This window comes from Streptomyces sp. NBC_00289 (assembly GCF_041435115.1).
GTDB lineage: Bacteria > Actinomycetota > Actinomycetes > Streptomycetales > Streptomycetaceae > Streptomyces.
Genome location: NZ_CP108046.1, coordinates 4,629,277 through 4,649,087, shown reverse-complemented (window position 1 = coordinate 4,649,087; position 19,811 = coordinate 4,629,277). Strand labels below are relative to the sequence as shown.

Sequence of the window (19,811 nt, the reverse complement as noted above, 5' to 3'; positions counted from 1 at the left end):
CCGCGGCCTGCGAGGCGCCGGATGCCCTGTCGTGTCGGTTTGAGCGTGCTGGGTGTATTGCGCGTGGCCTGACACCGGCGACCAGACCCTCACTCATCGGACAATCCCAGACGGTGGGCCAGATCCGCGTCGCGGATATCAAGATCACTAAGTCCTCCCGTCTCGGGCGATGCCCACAGGGGGCGGCCCGCCACGGGAGGCATGTGATCTTCTGGCGGTGGTCTCCCGTTCCGCCGGTCATGCCGGATGGCCGGCTCCGGCGATAGTTCAGATTTCTGACCTGTCCAGCCCATTAAGTATTCCTATGTAATTCAAGGTCCGTTCAGTGATTCCGGAGAACCCGGCACACTCCTCAGTAATATGCCAACGCCAGAAACAGACGATTCTGCGCGACTGGATCTGTCAAGACGATCCGTACCAAGGAGTTGGCCCCTCGATGACGCTGAACATTCCTGATGCGCCACTGCGGCGCACCATGTCGACGTGGATCGTGGCGGTAGCGGCTGTGGTGATCGCCGCCGTCGTCCTCGCTCTGACGCCGACACGCGCAAATGCCATTGCCACCCCCGTGCCGATCGGTACGACGCTGGCCACTTACGGAGTACTGGGTGGTGCGACCGTCACCAATACCGGCCCCACGGTGGTCGAAGGTCTCAACGTCGGTGTGAGCCCAGGTACAGCCATCACCGGCTTCCCGCCCGGCGTTGTGACCCCGCCCGGGACTCTGCACGCTGCCGATGCCCACGCGGGCCAGGCCAAGATCGAGCTGACCACGGCGTACAACCAGGCCGCCGGACAGTCTCTGGACCCCGTGGTGTACAACGACGCTCCCCACGAGTTCGGCGGCGAGGTGCTGACGCCGGGCCTCTACAGGGCGAACAGCAGCGCACAGATCACCGGCACGCTCACCCTGGACGCCCAGGGCAACCCCGATGCCGTCTGGGTGTTCCAGATCGGTTCGACTCTGACGACGGCAGCCCAGAACAGCACGGTGAGCCTGGTCAACGGTGCCTCGCCGTGCAATGTGTTCTGGCAGGTGGGCAGTTCGGCCACGCTCGGCACCAACACCTCGTTCGTGGGCACCATCCTCGCCAACACCTCGATCAGCGCCACCACGGGGGCGACCATCAACGGCCGACTGCTGGCCGATGCGGGCGGTACCGGTGACGGCGCCGTGACGCTGGACACGAACAGGATCTTCCTGGGACCGTGCGCGGCCGGGGGCACTGGTGGCACCACCGGTGGCTTGATCACGGGTGGCGTGATCGCCGGCACCACGACGGGCGGCACCACGACGGGCGGCACCACGACGGGCGGCACCACGACGGGTGGCACCACGACGGGTGGCACCACGACAGGCGGCACCACGACAGGCGGCGTCATCGGCGGTGTGCCGACGGGTGGCGGAACCGGTGGCGCCCTGGGTGGTCTTCTCGGCGGCGCCCTGACGACGGGCGGAACCACCGGGGGCGCCCTGGGCGGCCTCGTCGCGGGCACCACGGGCAGCGTCACGGGCGGCGGAACCGGTGGCAACGAGCACGAGCACGACCACGACCACGGTGGGAAGCCCGAAGACCACGATCACGGTGGGAAGCCTGGCGGCCACGACCATGGTGGGAAGCCTGGCGGCCACGACCACGGCGAAAAGCCCGGCGGCCACGACCATGGCGAAAAGCCCGGCGGCCACGACCACGGCGAAAAGCCCGGAAAGCCCGAGGGCTATGACAGCGATCACGAAGGTGACCACGAGAAGGCTGCCTGACCCGATTTGAGCGAGCAGAACGAGCGGCGCGCGGCGGATCCTTTTCGATTCCGTCGCGCGCCGTTGGCGAATTCTCAGGAGAAGCGATGAGAGAAGCCAGGACCAGAGTTGAGCCGACAGAACAGAAAGATCGGGGTGGGAAAACCCCTGCGCACCACCACCCACCTGCCAAGCCTTCGCCCGTTCTCCTGAAAGCGGGAACGAGTGCTGCGGTGATCCTTTGCCTCGCGACGGCCCTGATCCATGTTCTCCTCGTGTTTCTGCACGTGGCCCCGCCGAATCCCCTCTCCAGGCAGTACAGCCGCCAGGTCAATGCGTGGGTCTTCCCGCTGTTCGAGCAGAACTGGCGGCTCTTCGCGCCGGATCCCGAGTCGGTCAACCGGAAGATTTCGGCGAGGACCATGCACACCGACCCGGACGGCACGGTGCACGTGAGCGGCTGGTTCGATCTGACAGCCGTCGACAACTCGGCGGTGGAGCACAACGCGTTCCCGAGCCATACGGCACAGAACACGCTGCGGCGGGCTTGGAGTTCGTACCTGGAAACCCACGGTGGTGACGATCAGCCTCACTCGGAGCGGGCGCTGATGATCCAGCAGTACCTGACCAACATCGCCACAGAACGCATCTCCGGCCACCGGGGCGGCGCCTTTGAGTCGGTCCAGCTGCGGGTGATCACGGTGCCCATCGCCGTGCCCGCCGCGGCGGGCACGGCCGCCGCCACACCGACGTCTGCCGAAACGCGGTATCTGCCCTGGTGGAAGGTGACGTCCCATGGAAACTGAGCAGGCGCGCGCACCGCATCGGATCATTGCGTTGCTCACCGTCCTGACCGAGCGGCCGGTCTCCCTCTATGCCGCGGCGGTCCTGCGCATCGGTTACGGATTTCTTTACCTCGTCTTCCTGTTGCGCGAGTTTCCGCACCGCGACGAGATCTGGGGCCCCGGGTCGCCGTGGACGCCCGAGCTGGCGAGGCAGCTGTTCGATCAGACGGGGTGGGCCAGCATCCTCACCCTCTCCGACAGCCGAGCGTACTTCGAGACGTGCTATGTGCTGGCTCTCGTCACGTCTGCGCTGTTCATGCTGGGCTGGCGGACCAGAGCGGTGTCCGTGCTGTTCGCGGTCGTGGTGGCCTCGTTCCACGCCAGAGCCATCTTCATGACCGACGGCGGAGACAACCTCGTCCTCCTGATGGCCATGTACCTGGTCTTCACCGCCTGCGGCCGACGCTGGTCGCTGGACGCGCGCAGAACCCGTCTGCGAGCCTCCGCGGGCAAAAACACGTGCCCGTCGACGGCTCGGGCTGCGGCCGGGCTCCGCGACTCCCGCCGGACCCTGACGCTCGCGCTGCACAACTGCGGCATGTTCGTCATCGCGGCCCAGGTCTGCTTCCTCTACGGATCCACGGGCCTCTACAAGGCGCAGGGCGGCACCTGGGGCAACGGCACCGCCCTCCACTACGTCCTGAACCTTGACCTGTTCCGCCCATGGCCCGAGCTCTCGCTCATGGTGGACCAGCACGACGTAATGATCAGCATCGCCTGTTATCTGACTGTGCTGCTGCAGGTCGCGTTCCCGTTCGTCTTGTTCGGACGGCTCAAGTACCCGGTCCTGACCATGCTGCTGGGCATGCACGTGGGCATCGCCGTCCTCATGGGGCTGCCGCTCTTCTCCGGCGCGATGATCATCGCGGATGCCGTCTTCCTGCCGGACCGCTTCTACCGGTCAGTGGGACGATGGTGGCGGCGCACGAGCAGGCAGCCGGACGCCTGGAGCACGGCGGGGGATCCGCCGCGCGGAGAGCCGGCACTCGTGCCGTCGCAGCTGACACCGTCGACCCGCTGAGGGCCACGCAGGACCGGTCGGCATCGCGGGGCCGCAGGCCGTTGTGGCTGCGGCCCCGCCCGTGTGACGCTCGGAGGGGGGTTTGTCGGTGACCCCCCAGCCAGGACCTAACGACGTTCTTTGGCTGCCACCGGCAGGCGTTCGCCCACTTCGGCGGAGTGCCGATGAGCATCGTCCACGACCGCACCAAGACAGTCGCGCGCCGGCACGTCGCCCCGGGCATCGAGCCACCGTACTTGCTGCTGCGCTTGCGGACGCGGGCCTTCAGTCGCCGGCGTCGAAGACGGCCTCGTCACGGTTGATCAGGAGGTGGAGAAGACGGCTCCGTCGCCGGCGTGGACAATCACCCCGCTCACGCGCTTTCCTCCTGCGTACTCCCCGTGGGTGTACGAGGTGTGGTCCCCTCCAGAGCTTCGAGGCCGCTCGGACCCTTGTCCGGGCGGCCTTCGCGTCGTTCCGCCGCGGCCGGTCCCGCGGGCCGCAGTCCCGCCGCGGCCGGTCCCTCGTCCCGCACGCCCTTTCCGTCCTCGCAGCCCGTCAGTGCGAACGCGGTGAGCACGAGGACGCCCGCGACGAGGAGCCTTCGGCGGTTGCGGGTCAGCTGCGCGGGCATGGTCGTACGTCCCTCTCCTGAGTGGTGGGTCCGGTGCGGGAGTTCAGCCTGCGCGGCGATCCCTCCCACGCGCCACAGTCACCGGCGAATCCGGGACGCCCGTCCGACGGGACATCCGCTGACCTGCGAGAACAGTCTGTCCCGGGTGGCCGGTGCGGGATGCGACGAGGGTGCCGGACCGTGGAGTGGACTCCGGGCACCATCAAGTCCCGCCGGAGGTTAGGTTGTTGACCGGCCCTGTTGAGCCCTGATCGGGAGACGCCCATGTCCGGTGACGCCCTCAGCCAAGATCCCGCCGAGCTGAGCAGGAGGATCGACACCACCAGGGCGCACCCGGCCCGCGTCTACGACGTCTTCCTCGGCGGCAAGGACAACTACCCCGTGGACCGGGCGGCGGCCGCCGCCGCGCTCGCCGCCAACCCGCGCGGCTACCTCGACGTACGCCACAACCGCGACTTCCTGCGCCGGGCCGTCACCACCCTGGCGCGGGAGGACGGCATCCACCAGTTCCTGGACATCGGGACCGGCCTGCCCACCGCGGACAACGTCCACCAGATCGCCCAGCGGATCGCCCCCGACACGCGGGTCGTGTACGTCGACAACGACCCCGTCGTCCTCGCCCACGCGCGCGCCCTGCTCACCAGCGGGCCCGAGGGCCGTACCGACTACCTCGACGCCGACTTCAAGAACCCGGCGCAGATCCTCGAACAGGCCGCGAAGACGCTGGACTTCGACCGGCCGGTCGCGCTGTGCCTCGTCGCGATCCTGCACTTCGTCGAGGACGAGGAGGCGTACCCGATCGTGCGCGACCTCGTCGAGGTGCTGCCCGCCGGCAGCCGCATCGTGCTCAGTCATCTCACGGAGGACCTCAACGCCGAGAACGTGCGCGCGGTGCAGCGCACGTACACCGAGCGTGGGTTCACCTTCGTGCTGCGGTCCAAGGCGGAGGTCGAGCGCTTCTTCACGGACAGCGGGCTGGAACTCGCCGCCCCCGGTGTCGTCCCGGCGCACCACTGGCGTCCCGACGGCGCGGCCCCCGTCCCCGAGCAGCCGGAGGCCGCCTACCTGGCGACCCTCGACGACATCGAGAAGGTCCGCCACCGGGACATCAACGACGTCACGGACGCGGACATCAACGTGTACGCGGCGGTGGGGAAAAAGGCCTGAGAGGCCGTCCGGGAGGCCGCTTCACCTCTCAGCGGCCGAAGACCGATCCGATCCGCGTGCCGGTGCCGTAGGCGAACGATCCGGTGGCGGTCGTACCACCGCTGGCGCCGCGCAGCACCCAGGCCCCGCCGCCACCACCGTTCTCACCGGGGCCGCCGATGACCAGTTCCGCCTTGCCGTCGCCGGTGGCGTCCACGACATCGACGGCACGGCCGAACAGGTCGTCGGACTCCACCGTGCCGGGCACGCCGGAGGTGTTCTGCGTGAAGAGGCGTGCGCCGGTCGACGTCAGCCCGTGGGCACCGCCCCTGAGGACGACCACGCTGCCCGCCCGCGGCGTCGTACCCACGCGCTCCTCGGGGACGCCGATCGCGACATCGGCGTAGCCGTCGCGGTCGACGTCGCCCACCGAGACGGCGTCGCCGAAGCCGTCGCCCTCCTCGGCGGCGCCCGGAACGCCCGGGGTGTCCTGGTCGACGGTGCGCGGTCCGGTGGTCCTCGGCCCGGCGGCGGAGCCGCTGAGGACCACGATCACCCCGCCCCGCTCGTAGGACGTCGAGTTCGCCACGTCGCCGACCACGACCTCGTCGTACCCGTCGTTGTCCAGGTCGCCCAGGGCGACATCCGAGCCCCCGTCCAACGGGGTGCCGCCGTCGGTGAGGGTGACGGCCGTCGACAGGCCGTCCTTGGTACCCGCGAAGTACTGGAGGAGTCGGCGTCCGGGTTCCTCCTCGTTCTCCCCGGGACCGGACGTGGCGGCGGCCACCAGGTCGCTGATGCCGTCCCCGTCCGTGTCGCCCGACGCGAGCCGGACATCGGACCAGCCGGCGTCGTCCCTGCCGTCGTACGGCTCCAGATCCAGCGCCGCCTCCCGTACCGGGGCCCCGGTACGGGTGAACGGACCGTAGAACATCGTGGTGTCGGTGGCGACGTCCTGGCTGCCGTCCCCGTCGAAGTCGCCGGTCGTCAGGGCTCTGCCGAGTTCCCCGGACACCTCCGTGCCCTTGATCGTGGAGCCCCCGGACAGGCCGTGCGGGCCTCCCCACAGCACCGTCAGGGTGCCCGAGTCCGGGGCGGAGCCCACATTTTCCCCGGGCGACCCGACGACCAGGTCCGCGTAGCCGTCCCGGTCGAGGTCGGCGCTGGTCACGGAGTCGCCGAACCAGTCGGACACCTCGGCGGAGCCCGGGACACCGGACGAGTTCTGGGTGAGGGTCTGTCTGCGTGCCGTCTTCAGGGCCGACGACGTCGCCCCGTACGAGACCGTGACCGCACCGGCACCGACCTTCCCGTCGACCGACCTGCTCGGCGCGCCGGCCACGACGTCGCGGTAGCCGTCCCCGTCGAAGTCGTCCTGGAGCACCGCGGCTCCGCTCGCCGCCGCAGCCGTGCCTGACGGCCCGGTGGGCGTGACGACTGCCGCGACGGTCATCGCGACCGCGATGGCCACAGTGGTACGACGCACTCGCTCGGTCACACGGTCTCCTGTGCTGGGTGGGAAGACGGTCGGGGGCCGTGACACCGCGCACCCGCCGAACGCGCCCGTGGCCGCTCACAGGTCTCGGGCCGTCACGTCCGCCCCTTGCCTCCAGAGACCGGCGACTCGGCCGCAGGGTTGTACGAGCGGACCTGCCGGGTCGGACCCGGCGGACCGCGCGCATCGGTCGGACCGGTCGCTTCCGGGGACCGCGCGGACGGACACCCGGGAAGCCGCTGCCCGTGCCCGCCGCCCGCCCCCCGCCCGTCCGCATCGCGGAAACCTGCTTGTAGGTGGCACGTACTTCCCTAGGCTGCGGGCACGCGAGTCCCCGCAGCCGAAGGAGCCGGTCATGACCGTCACCGAGCCCGCGCCCGTCCACGCCCCCGTGCCGCCCCTGGCCGCCCGGACGCGGTCGATCGGCGGCTCGCCCGTACGGGACATCCTGGCCGTCACCGCCCGCCCCGAGGTCATCAACTTCGCGGGCGGGCTCCCGGCCCCGGAGCTGTTCGACGCCGAGGGGATCGCGGCCGCGTACGCCGCGGTCCTCGCCGAGGCGCCCGAACGGGCGCTGCAGTACTCCACCACGGAGGGCGAGCCCGCCCTGCGTACCGCGCTGGCGGAGCGCGCCTCCGCACGCGGACTGCCCACCACCGCCGACGACATCCTCGTCACCACCGGCTCGCAGCAGGCGCTGTCCCTGCTGGCCACCGCGCTGCTCGAGCCCGGGGACACGGTCCTCGTCGAGAGCCCGTGCTACCTGGCCGCCCTCCAGGCCTTCGGCCTCGCGGGAGCGCGCGTCCTGCCCGTGCCGGGGGACGCCGACGGCGTCGACCCGCAGGCGCTGGAGGTGCTCGTGGTGCGCGAGCGGCCCAAGCTCTTCTACACCGTCCCCACCTTCCAGAACCCGACCGGCCGCACCATGCCCGCCGGGCGCCGGGCCGCCGTCGCCGCCGTCGCGGCCCGCCGCGGTCTGTGGATCATCGAGGACGACCCGTACGGCGAGCTCCGTTTCGAGGGCGGGCGGGTGCCGTGGATCGCCGCCCACGAGGAGGCCGGCGACCGGGTCGTGCTGCTCGGCTCCTTCTCCAAGGTCATGGCCCCGGGCCTGCGGCTCGGCTGGCTGCGGGCACCCGGCGAACTGCGCCGGGCCTGCACGGTCGCCAAGCAGGCCGCCGACCTGCACACCCCGACCGTCAACCAGCTCGCCGCGGCACGGTACTTGGCGGACCGGGACCTGGACGCGCACGTCGCCCGGGTCGCGGCCGTGTACCGGGACCGGCGGGACGCCATGCTCGCCGGGCTGGCCGACGCGCTCCCCGAGGGCTCGACCTGGGACCGTCCCGAGGGCGGCATGTTCCTCTGGGCCCGGCTGCCCGAGTCGTACGACACCACAGCCCTGCTCCCGCGGGTGGTGCGGCAGGAGGTGGCGTACGTCCCCGGCGCACCCTTCTACGCCGGCGAGCCCGATCGCGCGACGCTGCGGCTGTGCTTCGTGACGCAGACCCCCGAGGAGATCGGGGAGGGACTGCGGAGGCTGGGGGAGGGGCTGCGGGCCTGAGCGACTCTTCGGGGCCGGTGAAACCCAACTCGACCTGTGACGCGCGTAGTTGGGGCTCCCTGGGTAGGATCGCGAACACATGTCCGGGGGGACGTGTGCAGCAGGAAAACGTGAATACAGGGGGGAATCGTGCCTGTACGGCACCATGGGCTGACGCGCGCGGGGAGCGCCGTCACCGCCACCGCACTGGCCCTGACCGGGGGCGTCGCCGTGTCACTGCTCGCGCCCGCGTCCGCCACCGCCGCCCCGGCCGCCGTGGTGATCCCGGCACCCGGCGCCGGTGTCGACCGGGAGGTCAAGCTCCTGGCGGGCAGCTATCTCGGCGCGCTCTACCAGGAGGAGGGCACCGGCGGCTACGTGTGGAGCCGGACCGGCAAGGTGGTGACGGCTCTCGACGGTGTGCCCGCCGAGTCCATCGTCCCGATGTACGACTACGACAACCGGGTCGCCTACACCACCGTCGGCGACGACGGCCGTACCACGATCGTGCTGCTGGATCTGGACGACTCCACCTCGCGCACCATGACGCTGCCGGCCGGCTACAGCAAGCCGCAGATGAGCGGCGGCTTCGTGCTGGTCTCGGCGGAGCTGGAGGACGGCTCGCACGAGTACCGGATCGTCCGGACGACCACCTCGGGCAGCATGTACGAGGTTCCCGTGCGGCTGCCGGCCGGTGCGAGCGCCGAGGCCGAACCGGAGATCCTCGCCCGGGACAACGCCGAGTTCGTCGTCCGCTACCAGCAGGACGGGCGGGCCGCGTACGGGATCGTCGACGGTGTCGACGGCAGCGTCCAGGCCCTCCAGGTCACCGGCCCCGCGAACAGCTTCCGGCTCACCGGCGCCTGGGTGTCCTGGTTCACCCGGGAGGGCGAGGACGGGATACGCCTCAGGGCGCGCAGCAGCCCGGGCGGCACTCCGGGGATCCGGCCCGTGACCACACAGTCGCCGGACAGCGAGGTCACGTCGTTCGTCGTGGGCAACAACCTTCTCTGGTACGAGGGTTCGGGCGGGACGCTGCACAAGCAGTCACTCGACGGGGAGCCGGCCGGGACAGCGCTGGCCGACGTCGAACAGATCATGCAGACCGGGGAGGCGGTGACCGCCGTCGGACGGGTCACCGCCGGCGGAACCCGGGCCATCCACCACCTCAGCCAGGACGGCACCGGCGCGGTCTTCGTGAACACCCTGCACGTGGTGCCGCCGGTGCGTTACTACGGCACCGTGGGGGCGGTGAGCCTGGACCGCGGAACCGTGCGCTTCCTCAACACCCTGCGCGGCACGCCGACCCTGCACAGCCAGGACGTCGGCACCGCGATGGCCCCGGCCGACGGCAGCGCCCTGACGGCCACCGCCCCCTCGCCCGGCACCGGCCCGGGCCGTTTCGCCGACGGCGGCGACGAGGGCCTCGCGCAGCTGACCACCGACCCGGCCACCGGCAAGGACGTCCTCACCACCGCCGACGACCCGGCCGGCGACATCGCGCTGCCGGCCACCGGCGGCCGCATCCTCGACGTCTCACCCCAGTACGTGCTGTACGCGGGCTCCGGCGGCACCGGCGGCACCGGCACCCAGTACGTGGTGGACATCGCCGCCGACGAGGTCGTACGCGAACAGGAAGCGCAGGCGGCCGCCCTCGACCACGCCACCCTGTGGACCCCCTCCGCCACCGCCGGCACGGTGGTCGCCACCAGCCTGCGCACCGGCAAGGTCCTGCGCACCGTCGACGCCGGCCCCGGCTGCACCCCCGACGACCTGCGCACCAACGGCACCCTTCTGTACTGGAGCTGCGCCGGCCTGCACAAGGCCGGCATCAAGAAGCTCGACGGGACGGGCCAGGCATACCCGGCTCCCGTCGGGGAGGTGCTCCTGGGCGACGGCTTCTACGCCTACCTCAACACCGCCACGCGGTCGATCCAGTCGGTGGAGATCGCCAACGATGTCACCGAACCCCTCGGGGAGATCACCGGTGTCGCCGTCACCGAAGCCTTCGACAACCGGGGTTACACCTGGAGCGTGGACCGCCGCTCCAACAAGGTCGCCTACCTCGGCAGTTCGGACAACGCCGTGCACGTCGTCAGCGCCCACACCTACACCTGGTTGGCCTCCCGGCTCTCCGTGCCCGACTCCACCGTCCCCGCCGCCTTCGCCGCCGACGGCGGTGCGGCACGGTGGACGGGCCGCTGGTGGCTGTCCAAGCCCGCCGCCTCCTGGCAGTTGACCCTCAGGAGCGACACCAGCGGCGCCGTACCGCGCACCTGGCAGGGCGGCCCGGCCCGGAGCGCGGTCGACGTCTCCTGGGACGGGCGTTCGCAGGCGGGCGCGCTGGTGCCCAACGGCGCCTACACCTGGACGCTCACCGCCGCCCCGGCCGACGGCGCCGCAGCCATGCCGCCCCTCTCCGGCTCCCTCAGGGTGACCGGCGCCGCGGCGGTACGGCGCGACCACGCCGGCCTGGACGGGATCGGCGACCTGGTGACCCTCAACTCCGCCGGGAGCCTGACGATTCACCAGGGCAACGGCGCCGGTGCCCTCGCGGGCAAGGTCTCCGGGTCCGGCTGGGCGACCTCGGTCACGGCCGTCCCGTTCGGTGACCTGAACGGCGACCGCTGCAACGAGGTCCTGGTGCGCTTCGCCGGCGGCACCCTGCGCGCCTACCGGCCCGCCTGCGGAAAGGCAGTGACGCCGTCGACCGCGTACACCTCGCTCGGTACGGGCTTCCAGCAGTACGACGTGCTGACCTCGCCCGGCGACGTCACCGGCGACGGGCGCGCCGACCTGATCGCCCGCAACTCCTCGACGGGCGCGACCTACCTGTACCGGGCGACCAGCTCGGGGAAGCTGTCGGCGCGGGTGAAGCTGTACACCGACTGGTCCGGCTACAAGAAGATCGTCGGGGCCGGCGACCTCAACGGTGACGGCCGCGGCGATCTGCTCGCCCAGGACAGGTCGAACGAGCTGTGGCGCTACAACGGCACCGGGGCCGGCACGTTCACGTCCCGGGTGAAGGTCTTCGACAACTGGGGCTCGGCCTACAACGCCGTCGTCGGCGCCGGAGACCTCACCGGCGACGGCAGGGCCGACCTGGCCGCCCGGGACACGGACGGCGTGCTGTGGCGCCTGGGCGGCAACGGCAGGGGCTCCTTCGGCAGCCGTACGAAGATCGCCACCGGCTGGGGCGGTTACCAGGGCGTGTTCTGAGGTCCGGCGGTCAGTCCCACCAGAAGGACCAGGTGTCCTCGCCGACGAGATCCTCGGCATAGGCGCGCAGGGTGTCCGGTCCGTCCTGCAGGACGGTGTCCGGGCAGAACGCGAAGTGTTCCGCCGCCACCGCCTCGGCCTGCTCCGGGGTGGTGGGCGGGGCGGCCACGGACACCACCAGGGTGTCGAAGCCGAGCGCGACGACCCGTATCCCGAAGCGGTCCTCCCAGGAGCGCAGCACCGCGCAGAGCCGGGCCACGTCGTCCTCGTAGTTCAGCGGGCCGCTCCAGCCGATGGCGGCCGGGATGTCGGCGGAGCGGCGGGCCGGTACCAGGGCGAGGCGAGGTTCCTTGAACCAGGAGCGCGGGCCGCCGGTCAGCGAGTCGGCGACCTGAGCGGCCCGGGTGTCCGGGTCGGCGGTCAAGCGGGCGGCGGCCGGGGCGAGGCCGGGCCAGGCGGGGCCGAAGGGGGCGAGGACCGGCGCCCGGTCGTGACCGCCCGCGTCCTCGGCGTCGGGGGCGAGTTCGTCCTCCGCGTTCTCCTCCCAGTACTCCGCGAGCACCTCCTCGGCGTCGTGGTCCCCGGGGTACGACGTCTCGCCCGGCATCAACTCCCAGTCCTCCGGGCCGCCCTGGCTGCCGCCGACGTCGACGAGGACCGGGAGCAGACCGGCCCGGGCGGCGGGGGTACCGAGCGCCGACCAGTTGCCGGTGGACGCGGGCTGCCCGGCGTACCACAGCAGCGGTTCGTGCCAGGGGCCTTCGTCGGTCGCGTCGGTCAGGGTGCCGAGCGGAAGTCGGAGCCCGAGGGAGCGGCCGCTCGGGTCGGCCGCCAGTGTGGGCAGCGGGTTGGGAAGTGTCGCCATGCCGGTGACTGTAGGGGCCGCCACTGACAATCGGACGGCGGCCCCGGTCGGCAGGCGTAACCGGGCTGTTGCGAAGGCGAGTTGGCGAAGGCCGGACCGGGCGGATCCGCTACTTCACCCGGCTTTTGAAGCACTCCGACCGGTCGGCCCCCGCGGGCCGGAAACAGGTGGTGACGACGGTGCCGGGGAGGGTGACCGCCATGGGGGTGTAGACGAAGGCATCGGTGTCGACGCCGTCCCTGACCTCGGCGCGGCGGACCGGGCCCGCGGCGCCGCCCGCGCTCATCTCGATCCGGTCGCCGATCCGCGTACCCCAGGTCCGCGCCCAACTGGCCCCGCACGCCCTGCTGTAGCGCACTTCCATCCAGGCTCCGGTGGCCATGCGGCGCAGGGCGAGGGTGTCGGGCTGGGCGGCGCACTTCATCGCCATCGGATCCCTGCCCTCGCAGGCGGCACCCCGGCAGTACGGTCCGGCCGAGGACGGGGACGGGGACGGGAGTGCGGACGACCACGACTCGCCGTCGTGGCCCGGCAGCAGGAGGAGCGCCACCGCCACACTCCCGACGGTCACGGCGCAGGCCGACGCGAGCACGGCAACGAGCGCCACGGTCCGGTTACCGGCACGGGCGGCCTCCCGGACAGCCGGAGCGGGAGTCGCTGTCGGGGAAGGGGAAGGGGAAGGCGGCGCCGGCGAGGGCGCTTCCGTCCGCTCCGTCTCCGCCCGCCCCGGCTCCTTCCGCGTCGTCTCCGCCGCGCGCCCGCTCCATTCCGACTCCGCGATCTCCCACAGCGCCAGACAGCGTCCCTCCGGTTCGCCGGCGAGCCGGCACAACTCTCGCACCGCGGGGCGGGGCGGCAGCGCCCTGCCGTTGAGGTAGCGCTCCCAGGACGACTTGCTGTACGCGGTCTGCGCCGCGAGGCCGGCCAGGCTCAGGCCGGTGCGTGCCCGCAACTCCCTCAGTTCCGAGGCGAGTCGGGCATGTCCCGGTGACGGTGTCATCCCCGCAGTACTTTCCAGGTGTGCGGTCCGACGATGCCGTCCACCCGGAGACGCGCCCGCTTCTGGAAGCGCTCGACCGCGCCCATCGTCAGCGGGCCGAACATGCCGTCGATGGCCCCCGGCGAGATTCCCCTCCTGCGCAGCAGACACTGCACCTCGGCGACCTGCGGCCCGGAGTTGCCGTACGCCACGGTGGCGTCCAGGGCGCGGCTGTTGCCCGCGTACCAGCGCCCGCCGGTCCGTTCCAGGCGGCAGCGGTACACGCGTTTGGCCACCGTCGGTGACGCCGACGCGGTGGACGCGGCGTGCGAAGCCGCCGGTGCGCCGCCGTCCCGGTCGTCCATGATCCGTACGACCACGAGCACCGTGGAGGACACGGCCAGCACCAGGGCCACCGAGCCCGACACGAGGGCGACGCGCAGGGCACGTCCTGGTAATCGCGCCTCCTCTGTCCCCGCCGACAGGACCTCGGACTCTGGCGCCGAGGCCGCCGGTACGGACGACTCGGCTTCGGCCGGCTCCGTCACGGCCGGCTCCGGGGCGGACGTGCCCGCGCGGCCCGCCCGCCAGGCCTCGGCGGCGACCTCGTGCAGCGCGAGCAGCCGGGTCGGATCGTCGCCGCCGATCCGGGCCATCGCCTCCACGGCGTCCCGCGGCGGCAGCGACCGGCCGCTCAGGTAGCGCTCCCAGGACTTCGGGCTGTACGCCGTCTTCGACGCCAGTTGCCGCATGCTCAGCCCGCTGTGGTCCTTCAGCCGTCGTAAGCGCACCAGTAACTGCCGGACGCGCGGGTCGAGTTCCGCAGGCAGCGCTTTCCAACGCGACATGTTCCCCCCACGCGTTCATGATCAGTGGCCGTGGTCAGTGCCGCTGTGCCCCGGTGGCATTCTGCATCAGCAACCACGTGACCGCACCGCAACGTGGTTCCTGCACGGATACGGAATCGGCCACCACCCGCCACCACCGTCCCGCCGGACGGCGCTCTCGCAGGTCAGCCGGTGAGGCGGACCCGTGCGCCGACGACCGCGGCCCGCCCTCCCGGTGGGGAGGACGGGCCGCGGTGCGTCGTGCGGTTCTCCTCAGAGCCGCTCGGGCGTCCTGACGCCCAGCAGGGCCATGCCCCGGTGCAGGGTGCGGGCCGTGACGTCGCACAGGAACAGGCGGTTCTCCACCTGCTCCGGCGTCTCGGCCTTGAGCACCGGGCACTTGTCGTAGAACGTCGTGTACAGCGACGCCAGTTGGTACAGGTACGCGGCCAGCTTGTGCGGGGCGTACTCCCTCGCCGCGTCGGCCACCGTCTCCGCGAAGGCGTCGGCGTGCAGGCCCAGCGCCCGCTCCGCCTCGGCCAGTTCGAGCTCCGGGTGGGCCGAGGGGCGCAGCTCCCCGGCCTTGCGCAGGATCGACTGGATACGGGCGTACGCGTACTGGAGGTACACGCTGGTGTCGCCGTTCAGCGAGACCATCTGGTCCAGGTCGAACTTGTAGTCGCGGTTGGCCGACGTCGACAGGTCCGCGTACTTCACCGCGCCGACGCCCACCTGGGTGCCGCGCTCGGCGATCTCCTGCTCGGACAGCTGCTGCTGGACGTCCTTCTCCCGGACGACGGCGGTCGCCCGCTCGACCGCCTCGTCGAGGAGGTCGACCAGCTTGACCGTCTCGCCCTCACGGGTCTTGAACGGCTTGCCGTCCTTGCCGAGGACCGTGCCGAAGGCGAGCTGGTGGGCCGTGACGTCGTCGCCCAGCCAGCCGGCCCGGCGAGCCGTCTCGAAGACCATCTTGAAGTGCAGCGACTGGCGCGCGTCGACGACGTAGACCAGCGTGTTCGCCTTCAGGTTGAACACACGGTCCCTGATCGCGGACAGGTCCGTCGCCGCGTAGCCGTAGCCGCCGTCCGACTTCTGCACGATCAGCGGGACCGGGTTGCCGTCCGGGCCCTTGACGTCGTCGAAGAAGACACAGAGCGCGCCCTCGGAGCGGACCGCGACGCCCGACTCCTCCAGGAGCCGGCAGGTCTCCGCGAGCATGTCGTTGTAGCCGGACTCGCCGACGATGTCCGCGTCCCGGATCTCCATGTCGAGCTTCTCGAAGACGGAGAAGAAGTAGATCTTCGACTCGTCGACGAACTTCTGCCAGACGGCGAGCGTGTGCGGGTCGCCGGCCTGGAGGTCGACCACCCTGAGGCGGGCCCTCGTCTTGAACTCCTCGTCGGAGTCGAACAGCTTCCGCGCCGCCTTGTAGAGACGGTCGAGGTTCGACATCGCCTCCTCGCCGGAGACCTGGGTGTCCTTGTGGTCCAGCTCGTGCGGGTGCTCGTCCAGGTACTGGATGAGCATGCCGAACTGGGTACCCCAGTCGCCGATGTGGTGGCGCCGCACGACGCTCTCGCCGGTGAACTCCAGCAGCTGGACCACCGCGTCGCCGATCACCGCGGAACGGAGGTGGCCGACGTGCATCTCCTTCGCCACGTTCGGCTGGGCGTAGTCGATGACCGTGGTGCCCGGGTGCTCCGCGAGGGGCACGCCGAGGCGGGCCGGGTCCGCGTAACGCGCGGCGAGGTTCCGGACGATCGCCCCGTCGCTGAGCGTGATGTTCAGGAAGCCGGGGCCGGACACCTCGATCTCCCGGATCACGTCACCCGACTCGACCTGGGCGACCACCTGTGTCGCCAGCTCCCGCGGGTTGGCCTTCGCCTTCTTGGCCAGCGCGAGGATGCCGTTGGCCTGGAAGTCGGCCCGGTCGCTACGTCGCAGCAGCGGGTCGGCGGAGCCGGCCTCCGGCAGGGCTGCCGAGAGAGCCGCCGCGAGGCGCTGCTGGACGGAGTCGCTGAGGGACGTGACCGAGGCCATGGAATGGGTGCCGTTCTGCTCGGGTTCCGGGAGTTGCTGAGTACAGGGAACCCAGTATCCCATGCGGTGAAAAGCCGTTTTCGCGGTTCCGGCCCCAGCTGGGAGAATGGTCCGGTCAGCCGTACTGGCGTATGAGAAAGAAGGACGTGCCGATCGTGGCTCAGAGCACCGAGACCACCGACTGGGTCTCCCGTTTCGCGGACGAGGTCATCGAGGAGTCGGAGCGTCGGGCCCCGGGCGCGAAACACTCTGGTGCCGGCGCACCGGTGGTCGTCGTCGCGTCCGGGCTCTCGCCGTCCGGCCCCATCCACCTCGGCAACCTCCGCGAGGTGATGACCCCGCACCTCGTCGCCGACGAGATCAGGCGCCGCGGCCACCAGGTCCGGCACCTCATCTCCTGGGACGACTACGACCGCTACCGCAAGGTGCCGGCCGGTATCGCGGGGATCGACGAGTCGTGGGCCGAGCACATCGGCAAGCCGCTGACCTCGGTGCCCGCCCCCGCGGGGTCCCCGCATCCCAACTGGGCCGAGCACTTCAAGGCCGCCATGGTCGAGTCGCTCGCCGAACTGGGCGTCGAGTTCGACGGCATCAGCCAGACCGAGCAGTACACCTCCGGCGCCTACCGCGAGCAGATCCTGCACGCCATCCGGCACCGCGGCGAGATCGACGCGATCCTCGACCAGTACCGCACCAAGAAGGCCCCCGCGAAGAAGCAGCAGAAGCCGGCCGACGAGGCCGAGCTGGAGGCCGCGGAGGGCTCCGGCGCGGCCGGCGAGGACGACGGCAGCTCCGGTTCCGCCGGCTACTTCCCGTACAAGCCTTACTGCGGCAACTGCGAGAAGGACCTCACCACCGTCACCGCCTACGACGACGACACCACCGAGCTGACGTACGCGTGCACGGCCTGCGGTTTCTCCGAGACCGTCCGGCTGAACGAGTTCAACCGCGGCAAGCTGGTGTGGAAGGTCGACTGGCCGATGCGCTGGGCCTACGAGGGCGTGGTGTTCGAGCCGAGCGGCGTCGACCACTCCTCCCCGGGCTCCAGCTTCCAGGTCGGCGGGCAGATCGTCGGCATCTTCGGCGGCAAGCAGCCCATCGGCCCCATGTACGCGTTCGTGGGCATCAGCGGCATGGCCAAGATGTCCTCGTCCAGGGGCGGCGTCCCGACGGCGGCCGACGCGCTGAAGATCATGGAGCCGCAGCTCCTGCGCTGGCTGTACGCCCGGCGCCGGCCCAACCAGTCCTTCAAGATCGCCTTCGACCAGGAGATCCAGCGCCTCTACGACGAGTGGGACAAGCTCGACGCGAAGGTCGCCGACGGCTCCGCCCTCCCGGCCGACGTCGCCGCGCACTCCCGCGCGGTGCGGACCGCCGGCGGTGAGCTGCCGCGCACGCCGCGCCCGCTGCCGTACCGCACGCTGGCGTCCGTCGCCGACATCACCGCCGGGCACCAGGACCAGGCGCTGCGCATCCTCAGCGACCTCGACCCGGAGCACCCGCTCGGCTCCCTCGACGAGGCCCGGCCGCGCTACGACAGGGCCGAGGCGTGGATCAACACCCACGTCCCCGCCGACCAGCGCACCATCGTCCGCGCCGAGCCCGACGCCGAGCTGCTGAAGTCCCTCGACGAGCCGTCCCAGCAGTCGCTGCGCCTGCTGCTCGACGGACTGTCCGGGCACTGGTCGCTCGACGGGCTCAGCCACCTGGTCTACGGCGTGCCGAAGGTCCAGGCGGGCTTCCCCGCCGATGCCACGCCCAAGGAGCTGCCGCCGGAGATCAAGACCGCCCAGCGGACGTTCTTCGCGCTGCTCTACCACCTGCTGGTGGGGCGTGACACCGGTCCCCGGCTGCCCACCCTGCTGCTCGCGGTGGGTCAGGAGCGGGTACGGGCCCTGCTCGGGGAGTGACCTGAGCGTAGATCCACAGGCGCGTGCAGGAGGCCCTCGTACATTCCGTACGAGGGCCTCCTGTCGTCCGCGGTCCCGCTCAGGCGATGTGGTCGTCTTCCAGTTCCGCGTTGTGCCGGTTGGTGAAGCGCAGCACCATCCGCTTCGCGTCGGCGTCCGGGACGGGCACGCCGTACGTCGCCTCGGCGTTGGCGCTGAACTCGCGCGGGGTCGGGTAGCTGCCGTTTATGGACTGCTTGAAGACCTGGTAGTACCCCTCCTCGTCCGGCTCGGCGGGAGGAGTGCCGCCGCCCTCACCGAGCTGGCGGGTGCGGTTGGGGCCCGAGGGGATGGGAAAGGTGCCGGTCTCCTCCGAAGGGGATTCCCGGACGGGCTCGGCAGGGGCCGCCGCGGCGGGCTCCCGGTACTGGTCGTCCTGCTCGTAGTGCTCGTAGTGCTCGTACCGGCCGTACTGCCCGTACTGGTCGGCCTGCTGCTGCTCCTCGTACCACTGGGCGTCCTGCTCCGGGTCGTACGTCGGGTCGTAGCCACCCTCGTAGACCGTTTCCTGCGGGGGCGGCGTGTTGAACCAGGGGCTCTGCTCCGGCGTGAGCCCGGCCCGCTGCCGCGACGCGGCGTCCGTCCGCTCGGCGCCGGGATGGCCGGCCAGCTCGAGACGCTGCTCGCCGGGCGGTGCCGAACGCTGTGGGCCGGGTGCCGCCTCCGCGGCCAGGCCGCCCGCCGTCACCTCCGGCCGCGGCGCCGGGGGCAGCAGCGCCGGCTCGATGCCCGCCGCCGCCAGACCCGAGGGAGCCGTCTCCGCCAGCGGCACGCCGTAACGCGCCAGACGCAGCGGCATCAGCGACTCCACCGGGGCCTTGCGCCGCCACGCCCGCCCGAAGCGGGAGCGAAGCCGGGCCTGGTAGACGAGGCGTTCCTGCTCCAGCTTGATGACCTGCTCGTAGGAGCGCAGCTCCCACAGCTTCATCCGGCGCCACAGCAGGAAGGTCGGCAACGGGGAGAGGAGCCAGCGGGTGAGGCGGACTCCCTCCATGTGCTTGTCGGCGGTGATGTCGGCGATCCGGCCGATCGCGTGCCGGGCCGCCTCGACGGAGACCACGAACAGGATCGGGATCACCGCGTGCATGCCCACGCCCAGCGGGTCGGGCCAGGCCGCCGCGCCGTTGAACGCGATCGTCGCCGCCGTCAGCAGCCACGCCGTCTGGCGCAGCAGCGGGAAGGGGATCCTGATCCAGGTCAGCAGCAGGTCCAGCGCGAGCAGGACGCAGATACCCGCGTCGATGCCGATCGGGAAGACGTACGAGAAGTTCCCGAAGCCCTTCTTCAGGGCCAGCTCGCGGACCGCCGCGTACGAACCCGCGAAGCCGATGCCGGCGATGACGACCGCGCCGGCCACGACCACGCCGATGAGAATGCGGTGCATCCGAGTCAGCTGCATTGGCGCGCTCACCCGTACTCCCCTCCCCTTGCGTGTTGTTGCGCGCATCAGGGTGGCACATGTGTGCGGGGGGCGCGTGCCCGGTACGGCGGGAGCCCGGTCCCCGAGGGGGCCGGGCTCCCGCAAATG

General features: G+C 71.2%; 14 protein-coding genes. 7 read left to right on the top strand and 7 right to left on the bottom strand.

Annotation, left to right across the window (positions count from 1 at the left end; genetic code table 11):
* Nucleotides 1-325 precede the first annotated feature (325 nt).
* From OG985_RS21005 to OG985_RS20995, 3 genes are all read left to right on the top strand, one after another.
* Nucleotides 326-1,762, top strand: a complete 1,437-nt coding sequence (locus OG985_RS21005; RefSeq protein ID WP_371669877.1) for an ice-binding family protein — start codon at nt 326-328, stop codon at nt 1,760-1,762.
* Nucleotides 1,763-1,848: 86 nt separating this feature from the next.
* The gene (locus OG985_RS21000) at nt 1,849-2,547 is read left to right on the top strand and encodes a DUF5819 family protein (protein ID WP_371669876.1); all 699 of its coding nucleotides are present in this window, start codon (nt 1,849-1,851) and stop codon (nt 2,545-2,547) included.
* Entirely contained in the window at nt 2,537-3,607 is a 1,071-nt protein-coding gene (locus OG985_RS20995) for an HTTM domain-containing protein (RefSeq protein ID WP_371669875.1), read from the top strand. Before OG985_RS21000 ends, OG985_RS20995 begins: the two co-directional genes overlap by 11 nt.
* Nucleotides 3,608-3,959: 352 nt before the next feature.
* Here the strand turns inward: OG985_RS20995 and OG985_RS20990 are convergent, their stop codons facing one another.
* Complete coding sequence (locus tag OG985_RS20990; protein WP_371669874.1) at nt 3,960-4,220, bottom strand: hypothetical protein; 261 nt, start codon at nt 4,218-4,220, stop codon at nt 3,960-3,962.
* A 264-nt stretch (nt 4,221-4,484) separates the two neighbouring features.
* Between OG985_RS20990 and OG985_RS20985 the strand changes: the two genes are divergently transcribed.
* A complete protein-coding gene (locus OG985_RS20985) occupies nt 4,485-5,387 on the top strand; it encodes an SAM-dependent methyltransferase (protein ID WP_371669873.1) in 903 nt (300 codons plus the stop codon).
* A gap of 28 nt (nt 5,388-5,415) precedes the next feature.
* On the opposite strand, the gene OG985_RS20980 is transcribed toward OG985_RS20985, so the two are convergent.
* A complete protein-coding gene (locus OG985_RS20980; protein WP_371669872.1) occupies nt 5,416-6,864 on the bottom strand; it encodes an FG-GAP-like repeat-containing protein in 1,449 nt (482 codons plus the stop codon).
* Between the two features lie 352 nt (nt 6,865-7,216).
* Between OG985_RS20980 and OG985_RS20975 the strand changes: the two genes are divergently transcribed.
* Both OG985_RS20975 and OG985_RS20970 read left to right on the top strand, forming a co-directional pair.
* The gene (locus OG985_RS20975) at nt 7,217-8,425 is read left to right on the top strand and encodes a PLP-dependent aminotransferase family protein (protein ID WP_371669871.1); all 1,209 of its coding nucleotides are present in this window, start codon (nt 7,217-7,219) and stop codon (nt 8,423-8,425) included.
* Nucleotides 8,426-8,554: 129 nt separating this feature from the next.
* Nucleotides 8,555-11,623 (top strand): FG-GAP repeat domain-containing protein, encoded by a 3,069-nt coding sequence (locus tag OG985_RS20970; RefSeq protein WP_371669870.1) that lies wholly within the window; start codon nt 8,555-8,557, stop codon nt 11,621-11,623.
* A gap of 10 nt (nt 11,624-11,633) precedes the next feature.
* Here the strand turns inward: OG985_RS20970 and OG985_RS20965 are convergent, their stop codons facing one another.
* The 4 genes from OG985_RS20965 to argS all read right to left on the bottom strand — a co-directional run bounded on the left by OG985_RS20965 (nt 11,634) and on the right by argS (nt 16,334).
* A complete protein-coding gene (locus OG985_RS20965) occupies nt 11,634-12,488 on the bottom strand; it encodes a DUF4253 domain-containing protein (RefSeq protein WP_371669869.1) in 855 nt (284 codons plus the stop codon).
* A gap of 109 nt (nt 12,489-12,597) precedes the next feature.
* The gene (locus OG985_RS20960) at nt 12,598-13,488 is read right to left on the bottom strand and encodes a helix-turn-helix domain-containing protein (protein WP_371669868.1); all 891 of its coding nucleotides are present in this window, start codon (nt 13,486-13,488) and stop codon (nt 12,598-12,600) included.
* On the bottom strand, nt 13,485-14,315 hold the full coding sequence (locus OG985_RS20955; RefSeq protein WP_371669867.1) for a peptidoglycan-binding protein: 831 nt from the start codon (nt 14,313-14,315) through the stop codon (nt 13,485-13,487). Before OG985_RS20955 ends, OG985_RS20960 begins: the two co-directional genes overlap by 4 nt.
* A 252-nt stretch (nt 14,316-14,567) precedes the next feature.
* Complete coding sequence (gene argS / locus OG985_RS20950) at nt 14,568-16,334, bottom strand: arginine--tRNA ligase (protein ID WP_371669866.1); 1,767 nt, start codon at nt 16,332-16,334, stop codon at nt 14,568-14,570.
* A gap of 146 nt (nt 16,335-16,480) precedes the next feature.
* Here argS and lysS point away from each other — a divergent pair, with 146 nt between their 5' ends.
* Nucleotides 16,481-18,244 carry a lysine--tRNA ligase gene (gene lysS / locus OG985_RS20945; protein WP_371669865.1) on the top strand — a complete coding sequence of 588 codons (1,764 nt, stop codon included), beginning with the start codon at nt 16,481-16,483 and terminating at the stop codon, nt 18,242-18,244.
* A gap of 79 nt (nt 18,245-18,323) precedes the next feature.
* On the opposite strand, the gene OG985_RS20940 is transcribed toward lysS, so the two are convergent.
* Nucleotides 18,324-19,667, bottom strand: coding sequence for a DUF2637 domain-containing protein (locus OG985_RS20940; RefSeq protein WP_371669864.1), 1,344 nt, complete (start codon nt 19,665-19,667; stop codon nt 18,324-18,326).
* Nucleotides 19,668-19,811: the final 144 nt, after the last annotated feature.

What these genes read in the sequence shown, in the direction of transcription:
- OG985_RS20965 (WP_371669869.1), bottom strand. Translation starts at nt 12,488, where the DNA reads ATGGCGACACTTCCCAACCCGCTGCCCACACTGGCGGCCGACCCGAGC.
- OG985_RS20940 (WP_371669864.1), bottom strand. Translation starts at nt 19,667, where the DNA reads ATGCACCGCATTCTCATCGGCGTGGTCGTGGCCGGCGCGGTCGTCATC.
- OG985_RS20955 (WP_371669867.1), bottom strand. Translation starts at nt 14,315, where the DNA reads ATGTCGCGTTGGAAAGCGCTGCCTGCGGAACTCGACCCGCGCGTCCGG.
- OG985_RS20995 (WP_371669875.1), top strand. Translation starts at nt 2,537, where the DNA reads ATGGAAACTGAGCAGGCGCGCGCACCGCATCGGATCATTGCGTTGCTC.
- OG985_RS20990 (WP_371669874.1), bottom strand. Translation starts at nt 4,220, where the DNA reads ATGCCCGCGCAGCTGACCCGCAACCGCCGAAGGCTCCTCGTCGCGGGC.
- OG985_RS20985 (WP_371669873.1), top strand. Translation starts at nt 4,485, where the DNA reads ATGTCCGGTGACGCCCTCAGCCAAGATCCCGCCGAGCTGAGCAGGAGG.
- OG985_RS21000 (WP_371669876.1), top strand. Translation starts at nt 1,849, where the DNA reads ATGAGAGAAGCCAGGACCAGAGTTGAGCCGACAGAACAGAAAGATCGG.
- OG985_RS20975 (WP_371669871.1), top strand. Translation starts at nt 7,217, where the DNA reads ATGACCGTCACCGAGCCCGCGCCCGTCCACGCCCCCGTGCCGCCCCTG.
- OG985_RS20960 (WP_371669868.1), bottom strand. Translation starts at nt 13,488, where the DNA reads ATGACACCGTCACCGGGACATGCCCGACTCGCCTCGGAACTGAGGGAG.
- argS (WP_371669866.1), bottom strand. Translation starts at nt 16,334, where the DNA reads ATGGCCTCGGTCACGTCCCTCAGCGACTCCGTCCAGCAGCGCCTCGCG.